The organism is Candidatus Arthromitus sp. SFB-mouse-NL (assembly GCF_000709435.1).
In the GTDB taxonomy this organism is placed as follows: domain Bacteria; phylum Bacillota; class Clostridia; order Clostridiales; family Clostridiaceae; genus Dwaynesavagella.
The window spans coordinates 1,258,806-1,271,712 of record NZ_CP008713.1 but is presented as its reverse complement, the minus strand read 5'-3'; the positions used below and the strand labels follow the sequence as shown (position 1 = coordinate 1,271,712).

Below are 12,907 nucleotides of genomic sequence, written 5' to 3'. Positions count from 1 at the left end.
ATGTAGAACAATGTTTTACGTAGGTTCTTTTGTATGGTATAATCTTAAACAAATTAATTTAGTTATTTTTTATTTTATTATGGAAATTCTATATATGTATGATGTTATTTTGAAATCTAAATTATAAAAATTCGGTAAAAGGGGTTTGGGGAAACATTGAAAAAGTTTAAAATTACTGAAACTTGTTTGCGTGATGGACATCAAAGCCTTATGGCTACGCGCCTAACTACAGATGAAATTTTACCTATATTACATAAAATGGATAGCGCTGGATATCATGCCTTAGAGGTTTGGGGTGGGGCTACTTTTGATTCTTGTATTAGATATTTAAATGAGGACCCATGGGATAGGCTTAGATGTATAAGAGAAAACGTTAAAAATACAAAACTCCAAATGTTATTTAGGGGACAAAATATTTTAGGGTATAGGCATTATGCGGATGATGTCGTAGAGAAGTTTATATATAAATCTCTCGAAAATGGCATTGATATAATTAGAATATTTGATGCATTGAATGATTTGAGAAATTTGAAAACATCTATTGATGCGACTAGAAGATATGGTGGTCATTTGCAAGTGGCTATGAGTTATTCGGTAAGTCCTGTTCACACACATGATTATTATATTAATTTATCTAAGCAAATTGAGGAAATGGGTGCACATTCAATTTGTATTAAGGATATGTCGGGCATTTTATTACCTTATAATGGATATGAACTTATACGAGAAATTAAAAATAATATTTCTATTCCATTGGAGTTACATACTCATTCAACTTGTGGAATTGGAGAGATGCTTTATTTAAAAGCTATTGAGGCAGGGGCAGATATAGTTGATACCGCTATATCAACTTTAGGTGGGGGAACAAGTCAGCCTCCTACTGAATCAATGGTAAGAACTTTTATGGGATCAGAATACAGATGTGATGTTAATTATGATGTTTTAAGGGATATAGCAGATTATTTTAAACCTATTAGGGAAAAATATTTAAAAGATGGTATACTTAGTCCTAAGTCATATTTCATAAACCCTCAGATAATTGAAACACAATTACCTGGAGGGATGATTTCAAATATGATTAATCAAATGAAAGCACAGGGTGCTGAGGATAAATTTGAAGACGTTTTAAAAGAAATACCAAAGGTACGTAAGGATCTTGGATATCCACCACTTGTTACTCCTCTTTCTCAGATGGTTGGAACTCAAGCTGTTATGAACATTTTGAGTGGAGAACAATACAAGATGATATCAAAAGAAATAAAGGATTATGTCAAGGGATTGTATGGTTGTCCACCATATGAGATAAGCAAAGAATTGAAAGATAAAATATTAAAAGATGGGGAGGAGATTACTTGTAGACCTGCAGATTTGATTGAAGATGAGTTTTTGAAAATAAAAGAAGAGTCTTTAGATTTTGCAAAAAGTGATGAAGATGTGTTAAGTTATATTTTATTTCCACAGATCTCAAAGAAATTTTTGGAGAAAAAATATAATCAAAATGATAATCAAGTTATTAATATAAACTTAGAGTTTAATTAAAATTAGGAAGGGATTTATATGGAGATTGGTATTAAGGATGCAGTAATACTTTCGATATTTTGTATATTAATAGTTTTTATTATTTTGATGGTTATTTCATTGGGAATAAATTTAATTAAGATTTTTTTGTATAGTAAAAGTAAGATAATTGATCATAAAAAAGAAGAATATGTGAGAGAGGTAAAAAAACATTTAGAAGATAACCATAAAATTAAATTTGAAGATATAGATGATGAAGATATGTTGATTGCAGCATTTGTTGCATCCATTGATTCGGTTGAAGAAAATGATAATAAGAGTGTAAGAATTAAGAGCATTAAAAGGTTATAGGGGGAAAGCTTCATGAAGGTTTATAGAATAAAAGTTAATGGTAAGGTTTATGAGGTAGAGGTTGAATTGGTTGAGAATAAAGATGGAAATTTGACAGAAACACCAAATAAAGAAAGCCATGTTCCGAATGTTATAGAAAGGGATAAATCTGAAGGCAATGGTGAAAATGTTAAGGCACCTATGCAAGGAAGTATTTTGTCAATAAAAGTATCTAAAGGCGATAGGGTTTTAAAGGGAGATACATTGCTTGTTCTTGAAGCTATGAAGATGGAAAATGAAATACTTGCTCCAGTTTCGGGTATGGTTAGTGATATATTTGTATCTGAAGGTAAAAGTGTAAATAATGAAGATGTGTTGCTAGTTATAAGTTAGGAGAGATGTAGGTTTGGATATTAATTTTTTAGATATGATATATGATCTTTATAGTGTTTCAGGAATTAGATTTTTAATAGATAATCCTAAGAATTTGATAATGATATTGATTTCGTTGGTGTTCATGTATCTTGCTATATTTAAAAAGTACGAACCATACCTTCTTTTACCTATTGCTTTTGGGATGTTTTTGGTTAATTTTCCAGTTCCTTTTGGGGAGGGTCTTATGGATGAAGGAGGACTTTTATATAGTTTATATCAAGGTGTTAAGTTAGGAGTATTTCCCCCTCTTATATTTATGGCTATTGGAGCATCTATTGATTTTGGGCCACTAATAGCGAGTCCAAAGAATTTTTTATTAGGAGCAGCAGCACAAATAGGAATTTTTGTTGCGTTTTTGATTGCTGTTTATTTAGGTTTTAATGGAAGTGAGGCAGCATCTATTGGAATTATTGGTGGAGCTGATGGTCCAACTGCAATATATTTGACAAGCAAGCTTGCATCACATCAATTAGGATCAATTGCAATTGCAGCGTACTCTTATATGGCACTTATACCTGTTATTCAACCGCCTATAATAAAATTATTTACAACTAAAAAAGAACGTAGTATAAAAATGGTTCAATTAAGAGAAGTTTCAAAGACAGAAAAAATATTATTTCCTATTGTTGTAACGGCATTAACGGTATTAATTATACCGAGTTCTATAACATTGATCGGTATGCTTATGTTTGGTAATCTAATAAAAGAAAGTGGAGTTGTTCCTCAATTGGTTGAGAATGTTAAGAATGCTTTGTTGTATATAGTTACAGTTTTTATAGGAATAACTGTTGGAGCTACTGCAACAGCTCAAAGTTTTTTGCAATTTAGTACTATTAAGATAATAGTTTTGGGACTTATAGCGTTTATATTTGGTACGGCTTTTGGTGTTATATTTGGTAAAATAATGTGTGTTATAACTAAAGGTAAGGTTAATCCTATGATTGGAGCTGCTGGAGTTAGTGCTGTTCCAATGGCAGCAAGAGTTGTTCATAAAATGGGATTGGAAGAAGATCCATCAAATTTTTTACTTATGCATGCAATGGGTCCCAATGTTGCTGGTGTTATAGGTTCAGCTGTGGCAGCTGGAGTATTGCTATCTATATTTGGTTAAATAAAAAGAAGAGTAGTATTTGGACTACTCTTCTTTTTTGATTTTAAATACTTTGTATGAGTTTTTGATATTTTTTATATATCTATTGATCTTTTTAAGTTCTATTTTGAAGTATTCTGATGTATCAGAAAGTTGTTTAGTTGACTTTGATATTGATTTTAATGAATAGTTATTGGATTTTGATTCATCAGTTATATATTTTATCGATGATAGCATTAGATCATTTTTCTTTGATAATTCGCTAGATCTTTCAGAGATACTTTCAAATGATGATGACATTTTTCCGATAATCTCATTTATTGATGAAAGATTCTTAGAGAATATTGAAGATTTTAGAGCCTGCTCTTTAAGTATTGATGATGTTGCTATTGTATCTGTGTTTATAAATGATATTGTTTTAATTATAGTAGCTAAAGTGTCTTGTATGGTTGATACTGATTGACTGCTTTTATAAGATAGTTCTCCAATTTCTTGAGATACTACAGCAAATCCATCTCCATGCTCTCCTGCTGATGCAGCAACAATTGATGCGTTTAGTGAGAGGAGTTTAGTTTGGTTTGCAATATCATGAATTTCTTTTAGTATTTGTTTTATTTCACTTGAAAGTTCATTTAAAATTGTAGTTTTTGATCTAAAGCTCTCAAACTTACCAATAAGAGGTTCGATCTCTAGTATAAACGATTTAATTTTTTCGGTATTGTTTATACAAATATTTTGTGTATTTTTGCTGATTTCTTTTGTATCAAATATCTCCTTTGTCATTTTAGTTATTAATAAGTTGAAAGAGAAAATTTCATTTTTAACATTGTTTGTATTTAAAAGTATCTTTTCATTTGATTTAGAAATCGTATAAGTTAGGTCATTGATATTTGAAATTTTGGATATAATATCCGTTTTTTTTGTTTCAACATTTATAAAGGTTGAATCAATTTGTTTAGATGTTGATATTATGGATTTTAGTATATTTTTAGTATTTTCAATCATGTTTATAAAAATATTTTGTATTGATGAAAATTCATCTGATTTACTTGAGTAATTGAAATTTTCAGATAGATTACCTTGAGATATTTTATCTAAGAATATTTCAATATTTCTTATAGGGATTGATAGTTTTATGATAAAAATCAATAATATAAATAATGCCAATGAGTATAACAATATTAAAAATCTAGATATAAAAGATATAATTTCATTTTTAGTTGTCATTTGAATTGAATTTAAGGAGTTGATATCTAAATCCATTCCTATAACTCCAATAGTTTTACCAGTATCATTTTTTAGTGGATAATAAAATGATAAATATTCTCCCCAAGAGTTATTTATATATTGAGCACGAATAAATTTTCCGCGTTTGTAGGTGTTATAAACAATTTCATATGGTTTATCTCTAAGAACATATCCAGGAGGCAAATAAAGCTCTCCTTCGCTTGAGTCAATAAGCATGATTTCTCTATTTGAATTGTCTAATGCGACTATATGAACAAAGAGAGCACCCACCATATTTTTAAAGTTAGTTATTGATTGTAGACATTTATCATAATTAGGATTTGTTGTAACAGGGTTTTTTAGAAATTCAATATAGTAATTTATGTTAAATGATTCAATGTAATTTCTTAACAGTGTTTCTCCAAATGTTTCCATAGATTTATTTGATGATGCTTTTACAAGATATAGAGAAGAATTTGTAAAAAACAGAAACAATGCAAGAGCTGATAATAAATTTACAAGTAAGATTTTGATTTTTATAGAATTAAGTTTTAGTATTGGGTTTTTAAATGAAAAATTGTTTTTTGATATTGATTGCTTCATGAGTTTTACTCCAATTTTTAAAATTATAATTTAAATTCATTGAGATCAGATTTTATTTGACTTATAGTATTATTTAAAGATTCAAAGCTATTTTTAAAAGTTAGTGCATTATCATTTATTTTTGTAATTAAATTTTCTATTTGTTTTATAGAATTTAGATTATATGATGAGCTTGAACTTAAGCTTGTTATACTGTCAATGAGTGTGTTGTTTTTGTTGCTAATTTTATCTGTAAAGAAAGAAATGTTTTTTAAGAAGTTAGTGATATCTTTTACTGATGTGTACATTTCAGATAAATTTGATATAAAAATTTTTGAATTTTCAGAATGAACTTTGAATGTTTCAAAAATTTCTATTGATTCTTTATTTAGTGAATTTATAGTATCACTAATCTTTACTAGTGTTTGTTGTATATAACTAGTTGATTTTATGATATTTTGGGATAGTTCTCCGATTTCTTTCGCGATTACACCAAAACTTTTACCATGCTCTCCTGCAGAGATTGCAACAATTGATGCATTTAAAGAGAGTAATTTTGTTTCATTAGTTATGTTTAAGATATCAGATAGTATTTTGTTTATTTTATCTGATAAGAATTTTAGTTTCTTACACTCAATTTGTTCTATTTTAAATTTTTTAATGAGGGTTGAAATTTCCATAAGGAATATATTAAGTAGGTTATTATTATTTTGGCATATGTTTGTTGCTAATATGTTTGAGTTTAGGGTTTCTTTAATTTCATTTCTAATTTCAAGAATGTTATCAGCAAAATTTTTAATTTCATCTTTTAAAATATGGACTTTTAAATTTACGTCTTCAGTTGATTTAGAAACATTTGTTATAGTTGAGTTTGTTGATTTGATTTTGTGTATAATTTCAATAGAATTTACTTTTGTCTTGGCAATAGAAAATTTTATATATTCAAGATAAATTATGAGATTCAGTATGAATTTTTTGATAATGTCAATACTTTTGACAAGTAATTGTTGTATGCAGTTAAATTCATATCCTGAGAATGAGATATTTTTGTTTATTGATAGAATTTTATTTGATAAGGCCACTACCTGATTTTTGATAATATAAATAGGTTTTAATATATTCCAAAGTGCTACAGTTGATATATAAATGTAGAGAGCTATGAAAAACACACTACATAAAATTATAAAAAAGATATTACTTAAAATTTTAAATCCGTTACGGTAACTTAAGGTATGTGTGGGTATTTTAAAAGCAAGCAGTCCTATAGATTTCCCTGTGCTATCTAATATAGGTGAGTAGAAACTATAGGTATTTTGATTATTATGTATAACCTTTTCACATACGACTCTTTTTAATCTAAAAGATTTAGTTCCTAATTTTGTAATTATGGGGTCACCAATTGGTAAAGATTCATCTGATCCATGTATAAGAAGAAGCTCTTTACCTGTTTTTTCATCTATTTTTGATATATAAATATTTTTTATGTTTAAATTGGTTGAGTAGGTGTTTAAATATTGAAAGAGCCCTTTGTAGCTTTCTGATGTTTTAATAGGATTTTCTATAAAATTTTTGTATGTATTTGAATCCAAATCATAGCTAAGTGACTGGAGGATATTTTTGTAATAATTTATAAATATTTTATCTGATGTTCCTATAATGATTCTGAAGTATATGAATATTGAACATATAATTACGATCAACATTATTCCAAAATTTTGGAGGAGCATTTTTCTAATTAATGATTTTCCTTTTAAACTATTTAAAAATATCTTTTTTATAGTAATAACCTCCTTATATTGGTTTTTGTTTTTTAAAAAGTGATGAAATTAACAAATAACATTAAAAAATCTTTTCTGTTATTATGCACAGAAAAGATGGTTAGTATTAAAAAATTTAAACTTTTGTTGTCTTTTATAAATATAAAATGTTAAAATTTAGTTATATTAGAATCGTAAGGGGGATTTTTATGATAAAAGCAGTTTTATTTGATTTAGATGGAACATTAATTAATACAAATGAGTTAATAATAGAGTCATTTGAACATACTTTTGAGATTTTGAAAAATGAATATCCTAATAGAGATGAAATTATTTCATGGTTTGGAGAGCCTCTGTTTGTAACTATGGGTAAATTCTTTGATGATGTTGATGAAGCTATTGATGTGTATAGAGAATTTAATCTTAAGTATCATGATGAAAGAATTTCTCTATATGACAACACAAAAGAGGTGCTTAATGCATTAAATAAAAAAGGATATAAAGTTGCTATTGTAACTTCTAAGAATAAAAGTACTGCTATAAGGGCTCTAGAACTTTTAGGAATTAAAGATTATTTTGATGTAATAGTTACAAGTGATGATGTTCAAAATCATAAACCTCACAAGGAGCCGGTTTTAAGTGCATGTGATCTTTTATCTATATCTCCTAATGAAGCACTTATGGTTGGAGATTCAATTTATGATATTATAAGTGGACGTGATGCTGGTAGTAAGACTTGTGGTGTTTTATATAGTTTCATGAAGGATGAAATCCTAAAGATGGATGCGGATTATTACATAGAGGGTTTAATGGAAATTTTGGACATTATATAAAAATGCTATCTTAAAATTTTAAGATAGCATTTTTATTATAAAACTTGCCCTATTTGAGAATATTAAATTAAGATAGGAGTGAGTTTATGAATTTAGTTTTAGATAAGCCTATAAAAAATCAAGAAATATTTAATAGCTATAAAAATTTTTTAGAGAGTATAGATATGTCAGATAGAATTGTTATGATTATGACATATGATTTTGATGAAAGAGATTCTGTATTGAATGACTTAATAATTAAGCTTAAATCGTCCAATGCGAGGATACATAATTTTAAGGTTGAAGGTGGGAATCAATCGAATCAATCTATAAAGGGAATATTTAATATTATTGAGTTTATGGAGAAATATGATATCGATACTATAATTGGCATTGGTGAAGATTTTTTAGCAGATCTTATAAAGGGAATCACAGTTTTTTATAACAATAAAAATATAGATAGTCTGCATAAACTTGAAGAAAATAAAATGTTTTTGAGATATGGAAAGTTAAGAGAAACTATTTTTGTTCCAACAACAGGTGGAGGAAGTGAGTGTCATAGATATTTTAAATTAATAGATAGTGATTCTTCTCAAGTTACAATATTTGGAGATCCAATGTGTAAGATAGATAAAATAGTTTTGGATGCAAATATTGCAAAGAGTTCATCTTTAGATTACACAATGTACTATATGTTTTCAGTTATTGTAAATTTAATCGATACTATTTTAAGTGACAATGTTGATAAAGAAAATAAAGAGTTTGCTAGCAATGTTTTAAAAGATGCAGAAATGATTTTAGAAAATGGGGATAGGTTTGGTGGAAGCTTATTATTTCGTGAAACTGTATTAAGGTGTAGTGCTGAATCATCAAAACTTGTAGATAGATTTGGATATGGTATATTATATTTATATGGAAATTTAATTGAGAGTGTGTTTTCAATTCCAAGACATAGTATAGATGCTTTGGGTATTGAATTTTTTATAAATGAAATAAGAAAGAGATATTCTATTATGCATTTGTATTCTTACATTAATATAGATTTAAAACTATTTCTCAAGTATAAAAATCAATATGGTGCAATGAATAATCTTAATGAATATAAATTAGATTTAGATATGTTTGATAAAGTTAAGAATCTTGCACTTAATTTTCTTTATTCAAATAAAATAATTGATAAATATGTATCCTTAAATTTTAATGGAAAGATGAATGAAGAGTTATTTGAATACTATTTAAATGGTGTAAATTTTAATTAAAAATGATATAGTTTTTCTATATCATTTTTTTATTGTGAGGTATAAGAGTTGAAAAAGGGAGAAATATTTGAACTGGATATAATTGGATTTAATTTTAAAGGGGAAGGATATGGAGAGATTGATGGAGAAAGATATTTTGTTAAGGGAGCTATACCTTATGAGAAATTGAAGGTGAGGTTTATTAAATCAAAAGGAGGTAGAAAGATTTGTAAGCTTATTGAAGTTCTGTGTAACTCTGAAATAGAGATAGCCTCTTCTTGCGATAAATTTGGAGATTGTGGGGGTTGTACATATTTAAATGTTTCTTATGAGGATCAAATAAGATTCAAGGAAAAAGCTTTAAAAGATATTTTAAAAGAAATTCCGTATGAGGAGTTTCTTGGTATATTAAAATCTCCGAAAGAATTTGAGTATAGAAATAAAATGGAATTTTCTTTTGGAGATGAATTTAAGTGTGGTCCGCTTGAACTTGGTCTTCATAAAAAAGGAAATCCGTTTGGAATTGTTCCAACATATAATTGTAAATTAATAAGTGAAGATTTCAGAAAAATAATGAACTCAACGATTGATTATTTTAGAGAAATTAGAGCAGAGGTATATAAGCTTAAAACTCATACGGGATATTTAAGGAATCTTATTTTAAGAGAAGGAAAAGAGGAAGTACTTCTGGCTATTATTACTTCAAGTCAAAATAATATGGATTTTGGAGATTTTAAGGAGAGGATATTAAGCTTAAAATTACAAAAATCTATTGGAGGAATTGTACATATTGTATCTGATTCATTAAGTGACGCAATAAAACCAAGTAAAATAGAAATAATTTATGGTAATGACTTTATATATGAGGAAATATTTGGTCTTAAATTTAAAGTGAGTATTTTTTCGTTTTTTCAAACAAATACAGAAGGCGTTAAGATTTTATACAATGAAGTGAAAAATAGAGTAGGAAATCCTGAAGGTACTATTCTTGATTTATATTCTGGAGTCGGAACTATTGGACAAGTTTTAAGTAAAAATAATAGAGTTATAGGGATAGAAATTGTTGAAGATGCTGTAAAAATGGCAAAGGAAAATGCAAAGTTAAACAATTTAAATTGTGAGTTTATATGTGGAGATGTTTCGCAGGTTGTTAAAGATATAAAAGATAAAATTTCATTTATTGTTGTTGATCCACCTAGAGCTGGAATTGGGTTAAAAAGTGTGAAAAATATTTGTAAATTCGGTGTCCAAAACATAGTTTATGTTTCATGTAATCCTCAAACTTTATGTGAAGATTTAAAAGAGTTTATAAATAATGGATATAAGGTTAAAAATATTCAAGGTGTGGATATGTTTCCTAATACTTATCACGTTGAGTGCATAGTATTGATGTCAAAATCTGAAAAATAAAGTGTAATAGTGATTAATATAAAAGAATTTTGATAGATTACTAAATAATAGATGAAGTGAAAGAAAATTATGATGTAATTATTCAATTTACAATATGTTATAATTATAGATGAAAACATCAAAATTAGTAAATGTTAAATGGTAGTAATTGTATATTGAGTTTTTGTATTAAGATATTTATTCATTTAATTTTGTCATCTCAAAGTAATTTTGTTTGTTTTAGTCTTTTGATAGAATTACAAGACTAGGAGTAGTGTATGTTAGGCGTAATATGTGTAATTATGTAAAGGAGGAAATATAGATGTATGATATCATTATTATTGGAGCGGGACCTGCAGGTATTAGTGCGGCGATTTACGGTAAAAGCAGAGGAAAAAGTGTTTTAGTTTTGGAGAAAAACAGGGTTGGTGGTTTGATTAGAAGCGTGTCTACTGTCACGCACTATACTGCAATCGTTAAGGAAGAGACTGGAAAAACTTTTGCTAAACGTATGGAAGAACAGGTATTTAATATAGGTGTGGAAATTCGATATGAAACTGTAACTGATGTTACACTTAGAAGTGAAATTAAAAAGGTTGTAACAGATAAAGGATCTTATGAAACTAAAACTATGATTTTGGCAAATGGCGGATCAGGACGTATGCTTGGTATACCAGGTGAAAATTTGAATGGTGTTCGCTTAAATGCACCAAAGGATGGTCCAAATTATCATGGGAAAACAGTCTATGTTATAGGAGGAGCAGATGGAGCGATTAAAGAAGCTCTTTATCTTGCTAAAACTGCATCTAAAGTTGTTATTGTATGTGTGGAAGATGCGTTGTCGTGTATACAGGAATTTAAGGATAAGATAAATACTTGTAATAATATTGAAATCATTCCTCATTCTAGTCTTACTGCAGTATATGGAAATGAATCAATTGAGGAATTAGAATTTACTGACAACAAAACGGGTGAAAAGCATATTGTAAAGGATAAAACGTGTGGTGTATTTGTTTATGCTGGTATTGTTCCAAATACACAGATGTATGGGGAATTAAAGCTAGATGGTGGATATATTCCGGTAGATAATGCGATGCGTACAGAAATTTCTGGTGTTTTTGCAGCGGGAGATATTTGTGTAAAAAATATAAGACAGGTAGCTACAGCTGTTGCTGATGGGGCAATTGCAGGGATTCAGGCAGCATCTATGTGCTAATTTATATGCAGTTACTGTAAAAAATTATAAATGTTTATTTAAAAATATATAACTGAATGTATAAGACTTTCTCGATGGTTAATGTTAAAATGTATAATCAGAACCATGTAGAAAGTTTTATTTTTTTGAAATTTTTCAGTGACATTATTTACATAAATGGAATCTAATTAATGATAATGTTAAAAAGTCACAAGGAAATTTTTAGGAGAAGTTATGGAAATAAAGTGGAAAGATGGAAGGATAAGGTGTAAATGGGCAAATCCAAGCAATGATATTTATTTGCGTTATCATGATGAAGAGTGGGGAATTCCTATTTATGATGACCATAAATTATTTGAAATGTTGATTTTAGAATGTTTTCAAGCAGGACTAAGCTGGGAATGTATATTGAATAAACGGGAAGCATTTCGTGTAGCATTTGATGAATTTGAGTTGGAGAAAGTTTGTGCATATGGTGATAAAAAGATAGAAGAATTGTGTGAGAATAAAGAGATTATAAGAAATCGTCTAAAAATAAAAGCTGCTGTAAATAATGCTAATGTGTTTCAGGAAATATGTAGAGAATATGGCAATTTTTCAAATTATCTTTGGAATTGGACGGGAGAAAGAGTGATTTATGAAAATGATGTGATTAGTTCCCCAATTTCGGATTCTGTATCGAAAGATTTAAAAAAGCGTGGAATGAAATTTGTAGGTACTATTATTATCTATTCTTATATGCAGGCAGTAGGAGTAATTTATTCCCATGAGAAAGATTGTTTCTTGGAACATATAGAATGATGTTTATATGAAAGGTATAACAAATACATAGAGACAATTAAGAAGATAATTTTTTACATATATATTGAGTTACTTATAGAATATTTGAAAGTAAGATATATTTTTTAGTGCCTATAGTTTCCTGAATATGAATTTGTTGGTAGGTATATTTCAAAGTTGATATTTTATTTGTTTTATGATATAACGACGGACGGATATTTTTGATTTTGCAATTTAGGGGGAATAGTACAATAATGAATAAAAAAATAGGTGATTTTATAGGTGCAGTGTCTTATGGTATTAATGACGTTTGTTTCTTGTGGGGATAACACAGTTAGTATAAATAGAGTAGCAGAAAATGAAGTGTTAAGTAAGAATGACAGTGTATTATCGATCAAAGAACAGGGAGTTTTTTCGGCGGGGAGGGTACAGTAACTTTATCTGAAGGGACATTTGATATTTCAAATTATTATATATCGAGAGATGGATCTACATCTCATGTCGATCATGCTAATGTATTTTATCAAATACCGTTAGAAGAAATTGGACTTCCT

At 28.1% G+C, this 12,907-nt stretch carries 12 protein-coding genes; 10 read left to right on the top strand and 2 right to left on the bottom strand.

Annotated elements, in window-relative coordinates:
- The first annotated feature begins 156 nt into the window (after window positions 1-156).
- The 4 genes from SFBMNL_RS06100 to SFBMNL_RS06085 are packed head-to-tail and all read left to right on the top strand — an operon-like array spanning window position 157 to window position 3,394.
- A complete protein-coding gene (locus tag SFBMNL_RS06100) occupies window positions 157-1,539 on the top strand; it encodes an oxaloacetate decarboxylase subunit alpha (RefSeq protein WP_005805510.1) in 1,383 nt (460 codons plus the stop codon).
- An 18-nt stretch (window positions 1,540-1,557) separates the two neighbouring features.
- The gene (locus tag SFBMNL_RS06095) at window positions 1,558-1,869 is read left to right on the top strand and encodes an OadG family protein (protein ID WP_005805512.1); all 312 of its coding nucleotides are present in this window, start codon (window positions 1,558-1,560) and stop codon (window positions 1,867-1,869) included.
- A 12-nt stretch (window positions 1,870-1,881) separates the two neighbouring features.
- Window positions 1,882-2,241, top strand: a complete 360-nt coding sequence (locus SFBMNL_RS06090; protein ID WP_005805514.1) for a biotin/lipoyl-containing protein — start codon at window positions 1,882-1,884, stop codon at window positions 2,239-2,241.
- 13 nt (window positions 2,242-2,254) lie between these two features.
- Complete coding sequence (locus SFBMNL_RS06085; RefSeq protein WP_005805516.1) at window positions 2,255-3,394, top strand: sodium ion-translocating decarboxylase subunit beta; 1,140 nt, start codon at window positions 2,255-2,257, stop codon at window positions 3,392-3,394.
- Between the two features lie 24 nt (window positions 3,395-3,418).
- Here the strand turns inward: SFBMNL_RS06085 and SFBMNL_RS06080 are convergent, their stop codons facing one another.
- Both SFBMNL_RS06080 and SFBMNL_RS06075 read right to left on the bottom strand, forming a co-directional pair.
- The gene (locus SFBMNL_RS06080) at window positions 3,419-5,203 is read right to left on the bottom strand and encodes a methyl-accepting chemotaxis protein (protein WP_042294847.1); all 1,785 of its coding nucleotides are present in this window, start codon (window positions 5,201-5,203) and stop codon (window positions 3,419-3,421) included.
- A gap of 23 nt (window positions 5,204-5,226) precedes the next feature.
- Window positions 5,227-6,885 carry a methyl-accepting chemotaxis protein gene (locus SFBMNL_RS06075; RefSeq protein WP_242838749.1) on the bottom strand — a complete coding sequence of 553 codons (1,659 nt, stop codon included), beginning with the start codon at window positions 6,883-6,885 and terminating at the stop codon, window positions 5,227-5,229.
- 263 nt (window positions 6,886-7,148) lie between these two features.
- Here SFBMNL_RS06075 and ppaX point away from each other — a divergent pair, with 263 nt between their 5' ends.
- From ppaX to SFBMNL_RS08500, 6 genes are all read left to right on the top strand, one after another.
- Window positions 7,149-7,772, top strand: coding sequence for a pyrophosphatase PpaX (gene ppaX, locus SFBMNL_RS06070; RefSeq protein ID WP_007441912.1), 624 nt, complete (start codon window positions 7,149-7,151; stop codon window positions 7,770-7,772).
- Between the two features lie 86 nt (window positions 7,773-7,858).
- Entirely contained in the window at window positions 7,859-9,010 is a 1,152-nt protein-coding gene (locus SFBMNL_RS06065) for an iron-containing alcohol dehydrogenase (protein ID WP_042294843.1), read from the top strand.
- Between the two features lie 48 nt (window positions 9,011-9,058).
- On the top strand, window positions 9,059-10,399 hold the full coding sequence (gene rlmD / locus SFBMNL_RS06060; protein ID WP_042294842.1) for a 23S rRNA (uracil(1939)-C(5))-methyltransferase RlmD: 1,341 nt from the start codon (window positions 9,059-9,061) through the stop codon (window positions 10,397-10,399).
- Between the two features lie 301 nt (window positions 10,400-10,700).
- Window positions 10,701-11,594 carry an NAD(P)/FAD-dependent oxidoreductase gene (locus tag SFBMNL_RS06055; protein ID WP_042294840.1) on the top strand — a complete coding sequence of 298 codons (894 nt, stop codon included), beginning with the start codon at window positions 10,701-10,703 and terminating at the stop codon, window positions 11,592-11,594.
- 213 nt (window positions 11,595-11,807) lie between these two features.
- Complete coding sequence (locus SFBMNL_RS06050) at window positions 11,808-12,374, top strand: DNA-3-methyladenine glycosylase I (protein WP_005805527.1); 567 nt, start codon at window positions 11,808-11,810, stop codon at window positions 12,372-12,374.
- 273 nt (window positions 12,375-12,647) lie between these two features.
- Window positions 12,648-12,788 (top strand): hypothetical protein, encoded by a 141-nt coding sequence (locus SFBMNL_RS08500; protein ID WP_242838748.1) that lies wholly within the window; start codon window positions 12,648-12,650, stop codon window positions 12,786-12,788.
- Window positions 12,789-12,907: the final 119 nt, after the last annotated feature.

What these genes read in the sequence shown, in the direction of transcription:
- SFBMNL_RS08500 (WP_242838748.1), top strand. Translation starts at nt 12,648, where the DNA reads ATGGTATTAATGACGTTTGTTTCTTGTGGGGATAACACAGTTAGTATA.
- SFBMNL_RS06050 (WP_005805527.1), top strand. Translation starts at nt 11,808, where the DNA reads ATGGAAATAAAGTGGAAAGATGGAAGGATAAGGTGTAAATGGGCAAAT.
- ppaX (WP_007441912.1), top strand. Translation starts at nt 7,149, where the DNA reads ATGATAAAAGCAGTTTTATTTGATTTAGATGGAACATTAATTAATACA.
- SFBMNL_RS06075 (WP_242838749.1), bottom strand. Translation starts at nt 6,885, where the DNA reads ATGTTGATCGTAATTATATGTTCAATATTCATATACTTCAGAATCATT.
- SFBMNL_RS06055 (WP_042294840.1), top strand. Translation starts at nt 10,701, where the DNA reads ATGTATGATATCATTATTATTGGAGCGGGACCTGCAGGTATTAGTGCG.
- SFBMNL_RS06090 (WP_005805514.1), top strand. Translation starts at nt 1,882, where the DNA reads ATGAAGGTTTATAGAATAAAAGTTAATGGTAAGGTTTATGAGGTAGAG.
- SFBMNL_RS06065 (WP_042294843.1), top strand. Translation starts at nt 7,859, where the DNA reads ATGAATTTAGTTTTAGATAAGCCTATAAAAAATCAAGAAATATTTAAT.
- SFBMNL_RS06095 (WP_005805512.1), top strand. Translation starts at nt 1,558, where the DNA reads ATGGAGATTGGTATTAAGGATGCAGTAATACTTTCGATATTTTGTATA.
- SFBMNL_RS06080 (WP_042294847.1), bottom strand. Translation starts at nt 5,203, where the DNA reads ATGAAGCAATCAATATCAAAAAACAATTTTTCATTTAAAAACCCAATA.